The sequence below is a fragment of the Aggregatibacter kilianii genome, from assembly GCF_003130255.1.
In the GTDB taxonomy this organism is placed as follows: Bacteria; Pseudomonadota; Gammaproteobacteria; order Enterobacterales; family Pasteurellaceae; genus Aggregatibacter; species Aggregatibacter kilianii.
The window spans coordinates 310,380-325,822 of record NZ_NRCN01000002.1; the positions used below are offsets into that span (position 1 = coordinate 310,380).

Sequence of the window (15,443 nt, forward strand, 5' to 3'; positions counted from 1 at the left end):
TTGAGCGAAGTTATGACATAAATTAATGACGGAAATGCCGCATTCCGGTCAATACCATCACCATATTATGCTCATCTGCCGCATCAATCACTTCCTGATCGCGCATTGAGCCGCCTGGATGAATCACACATTGAATGCCTACTTTCGCCGCCGCATCAATGCCATCACGGAATGGGAAGAACGCATCGGATGCCATCACACAACCGGCCACTTCCAAGCCTTCATCTTGCGCCTTAATGCCTGCAATTTTAGCCGAATACACACGGCTCATTTGGCCTGCGCCAATGCCAATGGTTTGGTTATCTTTGGCATAAACAATAGCATTCGATTTCACGAATTTCGCCACTTTCCAGCAGAATAATAAATCTTTCAATTCTTGTTCGGTCGGTTGACGTTTGCTGACCACTTTTAAATCATCTAAGCCCACCATGCCTAAATCCGCATCTTGTACTAACAATCCACCATTCACGCGTTTGAAATCTAAACGTTGGGTACGTGCTTGCCATTCTCCACATTCAAGCAAACGGACATTTTTCTTACGTTTCACCACTTCAACAGCTTCCGCAGACACTTTCGGTGCGATAATCACTTCCACAAATTGACGTTCTACAATTTCATTTGCCGTTTTTTCGTCTAATTCACGGTTAAAAGCAATGATGCCGCCAAAGGCTGAGGTTGGGTCTGTTTGATAGGCACGGTTGTAGGCCTCTAAAATGTCTTTGCCTAAAGCCACACCACACGGATTGGCGTGTTTAACAATCACGCAGGCCGGTTCATCAAATTCTTTTACACATTCAAGGGCTGCGTCGGTATCCGCAATATTGTTATAAGACAAAGCCTTACCTTGCAGTTGGTTTGCCGTTGCCACACTCGCTTCTTTTACATTGAGATCCACATAAAACGCGGCATTTTGGTGGGCATTTTCGCCGTAACGCATAGTTTGTTTACGCACGAAGTTCAAATTTAAAGTCCGCGGGAATTGACCGCACTTCGCCTCCGCATCTTCTTCAGCAGCAACATGATAAGGTTTCACCAACTGACCGAAATAGTTGGCGATCATGGAATCGTATTGCGCGGTGTGTTCAAATGCTTTGATGGCAAGATCAAAACGGGTTTCAAGCGTTAGGCTGTTGTGGTGTTGATCCATTTCGGCAAGAATGGCATCAAAATCCTGATTGTTCACGACAATCGCCACATCTTTATGGTTTTTCGCGGCAGAGCGCACCATGGTTGGGCCGCCGATATCAATATTTTCCACGGCATCTTCTAACGTGCAGTTTGGCTTAGCCACGGTTGCGGCGAAAGGATATAAATTCACCACCACCATATCAATGCCTTCAATGCCGTGTTGCTGCATGATCGCATCATCCGTGCCACGACGACCTAAAATCCCGCCGTGCACTTTCGGGTGTAAGGTTTTCACGCGACCGTCCATCATTTCCGGAAAACCGGTGTAATCGGACACTTCGGTTACCGGCAAGCCGTTTTGTTCTAAAAGTTTTGCCGTACCGCCGGTAGAAAGCAGTTTAACACCACGTTTTACAAGGCCTTGGGCGAATTCTACAATACCGGATTTATCGGACACGCTAAGCAATGCTTGGCGAATGGGGCGAGTTGATTGCATGAATAATTTCCTTTGATTTATGAAGTAAATTTGAGGTGGCGTATTATAACGCAAACGTTTGCGTTTATGTAGCATTGATTGAAATACAATTACTTAGGGTTCAATAATGAAGGGTGCCGAAGCACCCTTAAAAACAATTAAAAATCACACCGCACTTTTACTTATTATTATGCAGTAACTGTTTGCGTAACTGTTTTGCTTGTTTGATCCACTCTGCATTCAAGCGTTTAACATGAGGTGGTTGGCGTTTAATGTGTAACTCTGCCAAATCCAGTAATTGTTTCGCTTTCTGTGTCTCATTCCACTGCAATAAAATTTCAATGTAGCTGATATGCGCTTCAAGAGTCGGATAATACTCCACCAACGCATTAAACTCCCGCATGGCGCCTGTTCGATCATCTAATTTAGTTAAAATTTTGGCATACAACAAATGCCCTTCATTAGATTGATAATCCGGATTTTCCGCACGTAAATAATCCAGTTGTTGCTTAGCCGAGGCCGCGTCATCTGCCAAATACAAGGCATAAGCGTATGCCAATAAAATATCAGGACTGGTTTTATATAAATCTAATGCCAATACCGCTTGATAATGAGATAAGGCCTCTGACACGCGGTTATTATCAAGCAAGGCCTTGGCAAAGGCTAAACGATTTGCCACGGTTTCCGACTGCTCAAAATTTTGTTCGGCTTCACGTAACTCACGTTTCGGATCCAAGGCTTTGCGCAATTTGCTTTCAAGCATTTGACCGGAATAACCGCTACGGAAAGAAGGAAGAAAAATCGCAAAAAAATAGACCGCACTTCCAAGGAAAGGAAAACTAAACATAATGAATAGCCAATAACGGTCCTGCCCTGTTCTGACCGCATGAATAGCGAAATAGATAGCAATTAGGAAACTTAAACCCAATAACAATGGCATATTTAATCCTTATTTTTTAATGTGTTATGGACGGAAAAATGTAGCACATTTTAAAAAAAAGGAAAATAAAAAAACACGAACCGACTTTCGCCGATTCGTGCTTTTTTTTCAAATGAAATAAACTTAGGCCTTAGCCTGTGCGCGTTTCACTAAAACCGTGGAAAGGCTGAACGCCACAATAAAGGAAATGGCCATACCGATGCTGTACATGGCAAGGCTGTCCGGTTTAATAGATGGAATACCTAAGAAACCTGCCGCACCAAGGGCGATGGCTTTTACGTTAAAGAAGGCAATGAACGCACTCGCCAGACCGGAGCCAACCATGGCTGCGATAAAGGCTTGGCGATAACGCAAGTTCACCCCGAACATGGCCGGCTCAGTAATACCAAGCAACGCAGAAATGCCGGAAGGAATGGCCAAGCCGCGTACTTTCGGATCTTTTAAGGCAAATGCCACGCCCAAACAGGCGGCGCCCTGCGCAATGTTAGACATTGCCGCAATTGGGAAAATAAAGGTACCGCCGGTGCGTGCCATTTCCGCCAATAATTGGGTTTCCACCGCAATGAAGGTTTGGTGCATACCGGTAATCACGATTGGTGCGTAGAAGGTACCGAAAATCGCACCGCCGATGAAACCTAATGTGTCATATAACCAGGTTAACCCTGCCGCGATTAATGAACCTGCTTCACGTCCGATTGGGCCGATGATGGTAAACGCCAAGAAGCCGGCGATAAACAAAGAAAATAACGGTGTGACCAAATTATCTAAATAAGACGGCACAAATTTACGAAACGTTTTTTCTAACGTTGCCAACACCCAAGCGGAAATTAAGGTTGGGATCACAGTGCCTTGATAGCCTACACGTTCAATTTCCAAACCAAACACATTCCAATATTGGATTTTGCCTTCTGCCAAAGTTAAAGCATAGTTCCAACCGTCAGCCAGTGCCGGGTGAACCAATAACATCCCTAATGCGGCCCCAAGGAATGGGTTACCACCAAACTTACGGGTGGCAGAGAAACCAAGCAATACCGGCAAGAACACAAACGGTGCGTTCGCAATGGTATTAATGAAATCCACTAAATCTTTGAGTTCAGGATGCATGTCAATGACGCTGAGTTCATCCACAAAGAACCCTTTGGCGGTGAGCATGCTGTAAATACCCATCAACAAACCGCCTGCCACAATGGCCGGAATGATCGGTACGAAGATATCCGCTAAACCTTTCACCAAACGTTGCAATAAACCTTGGTTACCGCTCGCGGCTTCTGCCACTTCCGCTTTGCTCACATCGCCGATACCGAGTAATTTAGTTAATTCGGCGTGGACTTTATTCACTGTGCCGGAACCAAAAATAATTTGATATTGTCCTGCCACGGCAAACTGACCTTTAACACCTTCAATGTTATCAACACCTTCCTTGTCCACTTTGCTTTCGTCGTGCAATACAATACGCAAACGTGTAGCGCAATGTGCGGCGGTTGCAATATTCTCTTTTCCACCAAGTTTCTCAATGACTTGCTGCGCAATTTTAGGAAAGTTCATAGTCTTCTCCCGAAGTAGTAAATAATAGGTAGAATTCTAGCTAAAAGGTTTTTGCTAAGCCAGTAGAATTTACTGCGTCATTCACTCATCCGCGCACTGAATACACCTTAAACTTATTATTTTTCGCCAATACCTCATGGCCGCCGAAATGTTGATCCAACCAATCTGCATAAGGCAAAAAGGCATTCGCCACAATGCGCAATTCACCACCGGACTTAAGATGCCATTTTGCTTGTTTAATCAACTCATTAACGGCGGTATAGGCGGTATCAATGCCGTCATGAAACGGCGGGTTGGAAATGATCAGGTCAAATTTACCTTCCACATGAGAAAACACATCGCTTGCCAGCACCGTGCCTTGCAACTGATTTTCTCGCAACGTTCGCTGTGCCGATTCAAGCGCCATGGCGTGAATATCCGTCATTACAAGCTTGGTTTTCGGATGATGTTTTTGAATGTAACTGCCAATCACGCCTGCGCCACAACCGATATCCAGTACATCGCCCGACACATTTTTTAACGTTGACAACAATAATGCGGTGCCGCCATCCAGTTCGGCGGCGCTGAATACGCCCGGTAACGCATACACGGTTAAATCGGCAAGTTGTGGTGATTGGTAGGATTTCCAGAAGGAATTCAGCTCAAAGTGCGGTGGATTTTCTAGCTGAAAATGATAAAGACTACAACGGCGGGCAGAGTCGATTTTGTGAATATCGCCGAAGTCCGCAAGCATATTTTCGACAGAACGTACGCCGCTACGATTTTCGCCGACAATGAGTATTTCTTGCCCCACCGGGCTTTTGGCGAGAATTTGCATTAATTGGAAATGGCATTCCTGCTTGTTCTTCGTCCAATAAAACAGGATCAAATCGGCTTGGCGTTGAAATTCGAGGGAAAAATCCACCGCACTTTGTTGCTTTTGATTTTCTCGGTTGGCGTAATCAAAATACCAACTCCAAGCACGGGCGTTAAAACCTTGGCGTCGTAAATCGGAAAGAAAATCATCGTTCACGGCTCCCGTAAGCAACAGCGACTTCCCAGTTAAAAAATCTAAATGCCGTTCCAACACTTCGCTTTCTGCACAAATCACGCTATTAATCCTCTGCCTTATTGGTTAAAATGGGCGCCCATTATACTGGATTGAATTGATTTTAGATATGCAAGAAACGCGCCAACCATACTCCCGTCGAGATGTATTACTGCAACAAATGGGCATCAGCCAATGGCAGCTCCATCGTCCTGATGTGTTGCTGGGCGCTATCAATATTGCCGTGCCGGAGCATATTCGTTTGATTATCGTCAGTCAGCAAAATCTGTTGCAACAGGCTGTTGTGCAGGATGTGTTACGCAGCTTGACGCTTAATAGCGAGCAAGTATTAAACATCACGTTTGAGCAGCTTACTTATTTGCAAGTCAACCACGAAGTCAGTTATTGGTTGCTTTCTAAAAACACATCGAAAAACGACCGCACTTTACCTCTCCAACAACCGTTAAATGTCTGGCAGTCTGATGATCTTGAGGAATTTAAACAAAATCCGCAGGCAAAACGTCAATTTTGGCAAACCATTCAACAATCCCCTTCCATCAATGCCGAATAACAAGGATCTGTCGTGATAACCATTTCGCTGATTGAAGAACAAGACTTTGACGAACTTTATGCCATTGAGCAGGCGGCTCACGCCGTGCCTTGGAGTTTAGGCACGTTGAAAAATAACCAAGGCGAGCGTTATCTCAATTTAAAGATCCTCGAAGAAAATAAGATTTACGGGTTTGCTATTTGTCAGACCGTACTAGATGAGGCCACCCTATTTAATATTGCTATCGATCCGCAAAAACAAGGTTTGGGACTCGGACGACAACTCTTAAACGAACTCATCACCCAACTCAGACAAAAAGGCATTTTGACATTGTGGCTAGAAGTGCGCGAATCCAATAAAAAAGCCCTAGCGCTTTATGATTCGCTGGGCTTTAATCAAGTGGACATCCGCAAAAACTATTACCCGACGCCCGATGGCAAACGGGAGAATGCCGTGGTCATGGCGGCCTATTTATAAGACTATCTTTCCCTCTTAATTGCTTGCAACATCGGTGCAAACCACGCTTTCACCTGCTGATTTATCCAATTCAAATCTAATTCCTGCGTTTGCACCAACACGCGTTGCCAATATAAATCGCCACAGGAATAATCATCACCTTCGGCAATTTTGGTTAGCCGCGCAAAACATTGTTCAAAATCGACCGCACTTTCATTGGAAATCAGTTCCAAATACGCGTCAATGCCTGTTGTCGGAATCAGCTGTAATTGTGCGTATCCGGCTAAATAGCTTTCGACATAAATTTGCAGTTGCGCAACGGCCTCCGGTTGAGGCACCACATGAAAAATCTCGCGTTTGTCCTTGCCTTGAAAAATGGATTCCGTCGGCTGTGGCTGCGTGGCGCATAACAATAGATGATACAGCCATGCCTCAATGCGATCTTTGTCTTTCACTGTCGCCATACGCCAAGTTACCCGCTGTGAAGGTTCGCCATACAGGCGATCCACATTACCTGCCAAGGTAATTTCACCGTTTTTGGTCGGCACCGCCAATTGAGCAAAAAGGCTATGCGGAGTTTGTGACACATAATCGATAATTTTCTCTTTAAACGCGTTCGTTTCCGCCAATAATTGATTGGCATACAAGGTAGCAAACTCACCGCGTGGCAGCACACCTTTCACTTTTTGGCGGGCAAAAAACGCATTTGTTTGGTCGCCATCAAACTCCACCAATTCCGCATGAATAGCGTATTTTTCCAAGGCGTTATCCAAGGCAAAATTTTCGCTATCGGCAATGCTTTCTTCCTGTTCGGAAAAATTCACGCCAAGACGACGCTCAAAGAAAAATTTCACCGGATTTTTTACAAAAGCCACCAAACGGGAAAATTCAATGTCGCGCTCTTCTTCCCAAGCATCGAAATCCATGGGTTGAATAAAATCTTGCAAGATTCGATCGGCTTGTGAATTGGCCAACGGTAGCCATTGTTGCGCAAAAGATTGACTAAAAGTGCGGTCGTTTTTTTCAAAGTTTTTTCGACTGAATGCCGTCATGCCATGTTGTTGCACCAGTAATGCACGACAATCTTTGCCTCCATCCGGCAGATTTTCCACGATGTAATCCAATAACTGGCTCACCAATACGGAGGGCTCACGTTCTTGATTATCAGAAATGGAACGCCCAATGTAACTGATGTACAAATATTCCTGCGCAGACAGCAGTGCTTCAAGGAACAAATAACGATCGTCATCACGGCGTGCACGATCGCCTTTGATGCGATGATATTGCATTAAATCAAAACTATTGGCTTGTTGTTGGCGAGGATACTCACCATCATTCATCCCTAACAAACACACCACTTTGAACGGAATAGAACGCATGGGTAATAAGGTGCAAAAATTCACTTTGCCCGCCAAAAAGCGATAGTGATTTGGGTTTTCTTCCAAAGCACTATTCATCACATCTGCCACAACATCCATGACTAAAGGTTGCTCAAAATGCACGTCCTGCAACTGTTCGGCAAATTGTTGAATCACGTCTTTTATATAAAACAAGGTTTCATTGGTTTCGATTGTGACCGCAAAAAAATCATCTGCCAATGCCGTTAAATACTGTTGCCACTGCTTGATGTTGAAGGAATGCTGTAAAGTTTGATACCACGCAAACAAGCGTTCTATAAATTCCGACAATCGCCCGACTAACTGTCCTTTCAACCCAAAACTGTTATCTAACCCAAGGCTATCCTGCCAAATGCCGTTTTCCTCACGCAACGCATAACCAAGCAACATTCGCTCTAAGCCCGCCTGCCATGAATTATAATTGGTTTCGCCGTCGGCATTTTTCTCCAACCCGAAACGCACGCCCGCATTTTTTACCCAATCACGAATTTGAGCAAGATCCTGCAATTCAATGGCAAAACGTTCACGAATTGCCGGAATATCCAAAAACGCCAATACATCTTCCGCGCTGAATGTGCTTTCTTTTAGCTGTAGCAATGCCAAGAACCCGGCAATCAGCACATCATTTTCCGATAATTTGTTATCGGAAATAGAAAACGGAATGGCGCTGTTCGGTGCACTGTTTTGCCCAAAGATCGCCTGAATATACGGCGTATATTTGTCAATATCCGCCACCATCACGATAATATCTTTCGGCGTAAGGTTTGGATCCATTTGGAACAAATGCAATAAATAATCTTGTAAGGTTTCCACCTCGCGCATCACGCTATGGCAAGAATGGAAGGTTAAAGAGCGGTCATTTTCCACATAATTTAACGGTTCGGTGCCACTTGGCATTAAATGCAGAATCTGATGTTGTAATTGCGATAATAAATTACGCGGTGCAATCTCTACATAAGCTGAAATTTCCTGCGGTTCCAACTGTGTCAATAAATAAGAAAAATCCCGTCCCAATTTTCCCCATGAAGCTAATAAGGGGTTCCCTACCTGTAATTTTTCCTGATCGTAAGTCACGTCCCATTGTTGCTGCACAAGCTCAACTTGCTCCGCCGACAGTAACGGTTTTTCCTGTTGATTGCGATAGTCGGTGCGCCGACGTAACGCTAATTTTTCTATAAATGTCGGATCCACAATATAGCCCCAATATTCCTCGCAAGGATTATTGAAGAACAAATGCACATCACAATATTGGCTAATCGCCTGAAAAATTTCCAAATAGACTTTTGGCAAGGCAGGAATACCGAAAATGAATAAGCGTTCGGGTAAAAAGAGCGGTCGATTTTCGCGGAGTTTTTCTAACAGTAACCGGTGTAAATGGGCGCGGTGTTGTACCAAATCCAACCCGGTATCGGTTTTTACCATTTGCACCAAAGCGCGCCACAATACGCCCTGCCATGCAATGTTCTGTTGAATCTGCGCCAGTAAACGATCATTATCAACGCTTAATTGGCTTTCGATTTGTTGGCAAATTTCAACGTCCCGATGTTCTTCCCAAGCGCTAATCCAATCGGGGCGGTAAACTAAATATTGGTCGAATAAATCGGCGACTTTCCCTGCCAATTGGTAGAGTTTAAACTGTTCCGACTGCGCGGAATGCGCCAAATAATGCCGTAGTGGTTGGAAATCAGGTTGATGTAAATAGGCGGGAATCAAGCGAATTAAGCGCCACATCATGGCATTTTTGTTGAATTGGTTGCTTTGAGAGACATCAGGTAAATTGTCGGCATAAAGCTGCCAAATAAAACTGGCGGGCATCGGGAAAGCAAAATTCGCCGCAATGCCTTTTTGCTCGGCTATTTGCAATTGTAACCATTGCGCCATGCCCGGGCTTTGCACTAAAACGATTTCCGATTGGAGCGAATTACTCAGCGGTTGACGTTGAATTAACTCAACCAGAATGCTTTTTTGCACCTCAAGCTGATTGGAATGATAAACGGTAAACACACAACCTCCGGGAATTCGCCAAATATAAGTTGCGCTATTATAAACTAATTTCACCGCGAGGATATTTCACCGTCACCTGATTTTGCCGACAAACCACCTGAAAACGAATATGATTTTGGTAAATCTCACTTTCACAAGACAAACCAAGAAACTGGCGTTGCCGTTGATTTTCGGCAATTTGGATCCCTTGAAAACGTTGGTAAATTTCCACCGCACTTTTACGTTGTGCATTACCCCATTGGTTAAACGTGAGAAAAATGCCGCTAAATAAACTTAATGCCACCAACAACGACAGCAAGCTCATGCCTTTCTGTCGAATAAAATTAAGGCGTGAAATCATACCAACTCTTCTCCGCTAAACGCCAACGGCTGTATTGTTGCACAATCTGTGTTGCAACGGATTTTGAATAAGTCACCTTGATATTTTCATCTAAAGTTAATCGCCCTTTCGTAATAATCGAACCGCTAATTTTGCCTTGACCGCGAATATGTAAATCGCCTTCAGCGACAATCACCGCATTCACGTTTTTGTCAATCTCCCATTCAGTTTCACCTACACCGAACCAATACAATGCCACAGAGGGAGACTTAGCTAAGATTAACGGTGGCGACTGCAGTTGTTGACGAAAAAGTACAAGCCCCGCTTCGGAAATAAACTGATCAAACAATTTTTCATGATTGTTTCGCACCGGCTGTTTTTGAAACAATTTATCCCGGCGGCACCACACATAATGCCTCACACCATCAACGAATCGATTGTTATCCAAGCGGAATGTCAATAAAAATGTATCGCCGCTTTCCTGCGTGGAAAGCTGTTCGCAACGCGCATTTTTCTCCGTAAAGCTGAGATGTTGCAAGGTTAGGTGTTGTTCCACATATAAATGTCGCTGAGAGACAATGGATGAATACAAACGAAGTAAATCATCGTTAAATAGCATGGCAAGAAGCAAAACACCACTGAGCAACACCAACAAGGTGATTGTCATCATGCCCCGTTGAGCCTTTATCATGGCACTTCCCCGTTTAATAACGGCACAACGATGGCGGTTTCGTAGGAAATTTTTTTATTCTGCTTTAAATTCCCAATTAAACGCACTTCAATGCCTTTTTGTTCCGCCAGCCAATCAAAGGTTAAATGAGAGATTTCATATTCTTTTTTATCTAACAAATCCACCCAACCACCATGATTACAGGCAGATTGTTGGGTATATCGTTGGCAATCTTCTAAACTGCAATTTTGTTTCACCGCACTTTTATACGTTAAACGGGTTTCCAGCATTTTTTTATTGAGCCGATAACCGAATAATTCGCGTTCAATTTCTTTGGTTGCATTTCGCCCATTCGCCAGACAAGTATCGCCTTTATATTGCCCTCCCACACAACCGTTAGCATCAAGATCATAAAAAAATACAACACAACTGTTGTTTTTCTCTGCATTCATTTGAGCGATAGTGATTGCTGAGGGCTGATTTGGTTGTTCAAATAAGGACAAGTTATCTTTTGTTAACTTATCGCTTACTGCCCGAAAACCGGTACGCGCCAAATCTTTTCCCATAAGCTGAACAACGCGTTGTAACTCCGTTTGTAACTGCAAACGTAAAAGAATCTCCTGATTCTGTTGCTGATGTTGACTATAAAACTGCAAAATTACCAAGAGTAAAAACGAAGAAAGCGACACCGAAAGCATTAAGCTCACCAAACTTTGTCCCGAATGGTATTTTTGTTTTAACCTAATTCTATTCTTCATCATTAACACAGGCGCTTAAGGATTGGTTATCTTTTAACTTCAAACTACCCACATTAAAAAATGAAAATAGGGTTTGTTGATGATTCGCTTGTAACACAAAACAAGCTGTTGACGCCGTGTTCCGAATACCACTCAAGCGAGTAAATTCAAAAGGATAGTAACGCTTGCTGATTAACATGGTGTCTTCAAATGTAGGGTAGTAAAAATGTGCGGAAACCTCTTGCGGGCAATGTTGCGGGTTGAGACAATCACATAATTTGTCACTCTTAATTTGCGCAGTGAGGCACCAACGTTGCGTCATTTGATGGCGGTTGGCAATTAAAAACCAAATGTCAGATGAATTTTCCACTCGAGCCTGAATTTGACGCAAAAAGATATACAGCTTTTGTTGTTCTTTCTGCAAAATATTTTGCTGACGATACTGCTGCCATGCGGGAAGCGACAATGTGAGCAATACACTTATTATCAGCAGAGCGATCAAGATTTCTAACAGGGTAAATCCCTTTTGCATAAACGTTCCTTTTTTTGACCGCACTTTAATCAGGCGGATAAAGAAAAGAAATGCTCAAGGAGAGTTTTCGCGATCCGGATCGCAAAACATAAAAATTTGTAAGAGAAATAAATTAGAAGGAATACGAAATTACAACATAAAGATATTGAAATTGATTAATTAGACAGTAGAGATAAGAAGTTGGTGGGTCGTATAGGATTCGAACCTATGACCAATGGATTAAGAGTCCACTGCTCTACCAGACTAAGCTAACGACCCATTTGGGAAATACAGCTTTAAATTGGTGGGTCGTGAAGGATTCGAACCTTCGACCAACGGATTAAAAGTCCGCTGCTCTACCGACTGAGCTAACGACCCAAGTAATATTTAACAACGAGCGCCTATAATACTGATTTTAATTTAATAATCAATAAAAAATTTTATTTTTTTACTTATTTGTCTGAATACTCACCAAGAACTATAGATATTGTATCAATAAAGTGCGGTCAAAAAATTCATCAAATTTTTAGTATTGATTTTCTCTGCAGACCGATGAGAAGAAGCCGTTAAGGCAGTATTTCTCAAAAATAACATTTACATACATAAAAACAAAAAACCGGGATACTACCCGGTTTTTTTGTACGATACAATAAATTAGTATGCTAACACTGCACGACGGTTTTTAGAGTATGCAGCTTCGTCATGACCTAACTCAGCCGGTTTTTCTTCACCGTAAGAAACGGTAGAAACTTGACCTGCTTGAACACCTTTAGAAGTTAGGTAGTTTTGTACTGCGTGTGCACGACGCTCACCTAATGCCATGTTATATTCCGGTGTACCACGTTCATCAGTATGACCTTCAACACGTACACTTGTTGCCGGAGTTGCGTTTAAGTATGCAGCGTGAGCATCTAAGATTTGAACATATTCACCTTGAATATCGTATTTATCAAAACCGAATAATACGGTGTTATAACGTTGTTGCAAATCTTGAACGGAATAGCCACCAAAAGTTTGGTTGCTACCATTACCGTTTTCAGTTTTGTTAGAAGATCCACAAGCTGCTAATACAGCTACTGAACCGGCAACTAATAATGCTTTAGTCAATTTATTCATTGATTTCTCCTTATTTATTTAGTTAAGTATGGTGACCAAGCTGGAAATTTCACTTGTCCATCATTTCCAGGTAAACGTGCTTTAAAGCGTCCATCGGCGGATACTAATTGTAGCACCTTTCCTAAGCCTTGGGTAGAACTATAAATAATCATAATACCATTCGGTGAAATGCTCGGGCTTTCGTCTAAGAAAGTTGAGCTTAGTACTTCGGCACTACCTGATGCCAAATCTTTTTTCACAATGTTATTACTTCCATCGATCATTACTAAGGTACTACCATCTGAGCTGATTTGACCACTACCGCGTCCACCGACCAAAGACGCACCACCACCGGATGCACTCATACGATAAACTTGCGGAGAGCCGCCTCTATCGGATGTGAACACGATTGATTGGCCATCAGGCGACCAAGATGGCTCGGTATTATTACCGGCACCGCTGGTTAACTGAGAAACCTGTCCACTACCCAAATTTGTTACATAAATATTCAATACACCATCTTTTGAAGAAGCGAATGCTAATCTTGAACCGTCCGGAGAAAATGCCGGTGCACCATTATGTCCCGGGAATGAAGCAACAACTTTACGCGCCATAGATCCAAGATCTTGCAAAATAATTTGTGCTTTTTTGTTTTCAAAAGAAACATAAGCCAATTTTTTACCATCCGGAGACCATGACGGAGACATAAACGGTTGAGAGCTTCTGTTTACGATAAATTGGTTGAAACCATCATAATCGGACACGCGTACTTCATAAGGTTGAGAACCTCCATTTTTTTGTACAACGTACGCAATACGGGTTCTAAACGCCCCCTTGATCCCGGTTAGCTTTTCAAAAGCCTCATCACTTACGGTATGAGCACCATAGCGAAGCCATTTTTGTGTTACGGTATATTGGTTTTGGGAAAGAATTGAACCCGCACTTCCCATCGTGTCAACGAGCTGATAGGCGATATCAAAACCACCGTTTGATGGTGTTACTTGCCCCACAATAACAGCTTCAATACCTTGCGCAGACCAAACTTGAGGATTCACTTCCGCGGCTGAGGTTGGTTGTTGAGGCATTTTGCCGACTTCTAACGGATTAAATTTTCCACTATTACGCAAATCATCAGAAATAATCTTTGCAATATCTGCCGGTGCGCTACCCGGACCATTCCACTTAAACGGTACGACTGCGATTGGACGAGCAGAATCCATCACCTCATCAATCACAATACGAACTTCCGCTCGGGAAACCGAGGTTAGCCCTAATAGCATAATAAATAAGCTAAAAATTTGAATAACTACTTTCATTTGTTCTCCTATTGTTTAAAAAATACGACAAAAAACTACCGCACTTTTCTTGGGTCAAAACCTAAAGTAAAACTCTTAAACATTTCATATTCTTCCGGTGTTGGTGCTCTACGCATTTTCTTCGTTTGTTCAATCGCATTCAATGCGGCAGCACATAAATCATTCGGGCCGGATTTTTTCGTATAAGATAAAATGGTTCCGTCACTGGCAAGTTCCATTCTAATATCGCAAACTTTACCGATGAAACGAGTATCTCCACGGAAATACGGTTTAACGGAGGAATAAATCACGCCGGCATAAGCCGATCCTGTTTTACCTCCATCACCTGCTCCCATTGAAGCACCGGAGCCTTGGCTTCCTTGTTTATTAGCATTGCCACCTTGCGTTGCACTACCGCCACCAACATCACCGCCATTAAAGAAATCATCTAAGGCATTTTGATCTGCTTTACGTTGAGCGTCAGCTTTAGCCTTCGCTTCTGCATCCGCTTTGGCTTTCGCGTCAGCTTTCGCTTTAGCATCCGCTTTTGCTTTTGCATCAGCCTTAGCTTTCGCTTCTGCATCCGCTTTGGCTTTAGCCTCTGCGTCAGCTTTTGCTTTGGCCTCTGCGTCAGCTTTTGCTTTGGCCTCTGCGTCAGCTTTTGCTTTGGCGTCTTGTTTTGCCTTCTCAATAGCGGCGGCTTTCGCTTTAGCTTCTTCCTCCGCCTGTTTAGCCGCTGCGGCTAAACGTTTTGCTTCAGCCTCCGCTTTTAATTTAGCCGCTTCAGCGGCTTGTTTGGCCTTCGCTTCCTCTGCCTGTTTTTGTTTCTCGAGCGCCTCTAAGCGGGACTTTTCTTCCTGCTGTTTTTTCTGCTCAGCTAACAACTTTTGCTTTTCCTGCTCTTTTTGCTGTTCTTTTTTCTGCTCTAATTCTTTTTGTCGGGCAATTTCTTCTTGGCGCTGTTGCTCTTTTAGGGCTTCTTGTTGTTTTTGTTCTTCCTGCTTTTGTTCTTCCCGTTTTTTATCTTCTAGCGCTTGTTTTTTCTGTTTTTCAGCTTGGCCTTTTTTCTGTTGTTGAATTCGGCCCCATTCTTGCGCTGCAGAGCCGGTATCAACCATCACTGCACCAATCACTTCGCCGTTGTCACCTTCACCGCCCCCCATAATATCAATATTATGATAGAACGAACTCAAGATTAATAATCCAAACAAAGCCACGTGCATTATGATCGAAATCACAACTGCATCAACATCACCTTTCTGTCGCTTATTCTGCACAATGGTTACCTATTTTA

Annotated in this window: 14 protein-coding genes and 2 tRNA genes; 2 read left to right on the forward strand and 14 right to left on the reverse strand. The window is 43.2% G+C overall.

Features of this window, described 5'->3' with window-relative positions; genetic code table 11:
• Window positions 1–22 precede the first annotated feature (22 nt).
• From purH to rsmC, 4 genes are all read right to left on the reverse strand, one after another.
• Window positions 23–1,624 (reverse strand): bifunctional phosphoribosylaminoimidazolecarboxamide formyltransferase/IMP cyclohydrolase, encoded by a 1,602-nt coding sequence (purH, locus tag DK428_RS11190; protein ID WP_109064444.1) that lies wholly within the window; start codon window positions 1,622–1,624, stop codon window positions 23–25.
• A 157-nt stretch (window positions 1,625–1,781) separates the two neighbouring features.
• The gene (locus DK428_RS11195) at window positions 1,782–2,543 is read right to left on the reverse strand and encodes a tetratricopeptide repeat protein (protein WP_109064443.1); all 762 of its coding nucleotides are present in this window, start codon (window positions 2,541–2,543) and stop codon (window positions 1,782–1,784) included.
• Between the two features lie 123 nt (window positions 2,544–2,666).
• A complete protein-coding gene (locus DK428_RS11200; RefSeq protein ID WP_005701120.1) occupies window positions 2,667–4,088 on the reverse strand; it encodes a sucrose-specific PTS transporter subunit IIBC in 1,422 nt (473 codons plus the stop codon).
• Between the two features lie 85 nt (window positions 4,089–4,173).
• Window positions 4,174–5,178: a 16S rRNA (guanine(1207)-N(2))-methyltransferase RsmC gene (gene rsmC / locus DK428_RS11205; protein ID WP_109064442.1), complete on the reverse strand. Its 1,005-nt coding sequence runs from the start codon at window positions 5,176–5,178 to the stop codon at window positions 4,174–4,176.
• Between the two features lie 67 nt (window positions 5,179–5,245).
• On the opposite strand from rsmC, the gene DK428_RS11210 reads away from it, so the two are divergent.
• Together DK428_RS11210 and rimI are read left to right on the forward strand one after the other, a co-directional pair.
• Window positions 5,246–5,686 carry a DNA polymerase III subunit psi gene (locus tag DK428_RS11210; protein ID WP_109064441.1) on the forward strand — a complete coding sequence of 147 codons (441 nt, stop codon included), beginning with the start codon at window positions 5,246–5,248 and terminating at the stop codon, window positions 5,684–5,686.
• Window positions 5,687–5,698: 12 nt separating this feature from the next.
• Window positions 5,699–6,142 carry a ribosomal protein S18-alanine N-acetyltransferase gene (gene rimI, locus DK428_RS11215; RefSeq protein WP_005701123.1) on the forward strand — a complete coding sequence of 148 codons (444 nt, stop codon included), beginning with the start codon at window positions 5,699–5,701 and terminating at the stop codon, window positions 6,140–6,142.
• A 2-nt stretch (window positions 6,143–6,144) separates the two neighbouring features.
• On the opposite strand, the gene recC is transcribed toward rimI, so the two are convergent.
• The 10 genes from recC to tolA form a co-directional block, all read right to left on the reverse strand.
• Entirely contained in the window at window positions 6,145–9,522 is a 3,378-nt protein-coding gene (gene recC, locus DK428_RS11220; protein ID WP_109064440.1) for an exodeoxyribonuclease V subunit gamma, read from the reverse strand.
• A 37-nt stretch (window positions 9,523–9,559) separates the two neighbouring features.
• Window positions 9,560–9,862, reverse strand: coding sequence for a DUF5374 domain-containing protein (locus DK428_RS11225; RefSeq protein WP_005701125.1), 303 nt, complete (start codon window positions 9,860–9,862; stop codon window positions 9,560–9,562).
• Entirely contained in the window at window positions 9,846–10,532 is a 687-nt protein-coding gene (locus DK428_RS11230; protein WP_109064439.1) for a DUF2572 family protein, read from the reverse strand. Before DK428_RS11230 ends, DK428_RS11225 begins: the two co-directional genes overlap by 17 nt.
• On the reverse strand, window positions 10,529–11,272 hold the full coding sequence (locus tag DK428_RS11235; RefSeq protein WP_420837006.1) for a hypothetical protein: 744 nt from the start codon (window positions 11,270–11,272) through the stop codon (window positions 10,529–10,531). The genes DK428_RS11230 and DK428_RS11235 overlap by 4 nt, the downstream gene beginning before the upstream one ends.
• On the reverse strand, window positions 11,259–11,780 hold the full coding sequence (locus DK428_RS11240) for a prepilin-type N-terminal cleavage/methylation domain-containing protein (protein WP_109064437.1): 522 nt from the start codon (window positions 11,778–11,780) through the stop codon (window positions 11,259–11,261). Before DK428_RS11240 ends, DK428_RS11235 begins: the two co-directional genes overlap by 14 nt.
• Window positions 11,781–11,961: 181 nt before the next feature.
• A tRNA-Lys gene (locus DK428_RS11245) sits at window positions 11,962–12,038 on the reverse strand.
• A gap of 23 nt (window positions 12,039–12,061) precedes the next feature.
• A tRNA-Lys gene (locus tag DK428_RS11250) sits at window positions 12,062–12,137 on the reverse strand.
• Window positions 12,138–12,413: 276 nt separating this feature from the next.
• Complete coding sequence (gene pal / locus DK428_RS11255) at window positions 12,414–12,875, reverse strand: peptidoglycan-associated lipoprotein Pal (protein ID WP_109064436.1); 462 nt, start codon at window positions 12,873–12,875, stop codon at window positions 12,414–12,416.
• A gap of 14 nt (window positions 12,876–12,889) precedes the next feature.
• Window positions 12,890–14,134, reverse strand: coding sequence for a Tol-Pal system beta propeller repeat protein TolB (tolB, locus tag DK428_RS11260; protein WP_420837008.1), 1,245 nt, complete (start codon window positions 14,132–14,134; stop codon window positions 12,890–12,892).
• Window positions 14,135–14,205: 71 nt separating this feature from the next.
• Window positions 14,206–15,426, reverse strand: coding sequence for a cell envelope integrity protein TolA (tolA, locus tag DK428_RS11265; RefSeq protein ID WP_109064434.1), 1,221 nt, complete (start codon window positions 15,424–15,426; stop codon window positions 14,206–14,208).
• Window positions 15,427–15,443 lie beyond the last annotated feature (17 nt).

Bases quoted from the DNA above. Each gene is read 5' to 3' on its own strand.
- tolB (WP_420837008.1), bottom strand. From the start codon at position 14,134: ATGCTATTAGGGCTAACCTCGGTTTCCCGAGCGGAAGTTCGTATTGTG.
- DK428_RS11240 (WP_109064437.1), bottom strand. From the start codon at position 11,780: ATGCAAAAGGGATTTACCCTGTTAGAAATCTTGATCGCTCTGCTGATA.
- DK428_RS11225 (WP_005701125.1), bottom strand. From the start codon at position 9,862: ATGATTTCACGCCTTAATTTTATTCGACAGAAAGGCATGAGCTTGCTG.
- DK428_RS11200 (WP_005701120.1), bottom strand. From the start codon at position 4,088: ATGAACTTTCCTAAAATTGCGCAGCAAGTCATTGAGAAACTTGGTGGA.
- DK428_RS11210 (WP_109064441.1), top strand. From the start codon at position 5,246: ATGCAAGAAACGCGCCAACCATACTCCCGTCGAGATGTATTACTGCAA.
- DK428_RS11230 (WP_109064439.1), bottom strand. From the start codon at position 10,532: ATGATAAAGGCTCAACGGGGCATGATGACAATCACCTTGTTGGTGTTG.
- DK428_RS11195 (WP_109064443.1), bottom strand. From the start codon at position 2,543: ATGCCATTGTTATTGGGTTTAAGTTTCCTAATTGCTATCTATTTCGCT.
- purH (WP_109064444.1), bottom strand. From the start codon at position 1,624: ATGCAATCAACTCGCCCCATTCGCCAAGCATTGCTTAGCGTGTCCGAT.
- pal (WP_109064436.1), bottom strand. From the start codon at position 12,875: ATGAATAAATTGACTAAAGCATTATTAGTTGCCGGTTCAGTAGCTGTA.
- DK428_RS11235 (WP_420837006.1), bottom strand. From the start codon at position 11,272: ATGATGAAGAATAGAATTAGGTTAAAACAAAAATACCATTCGGGACAA.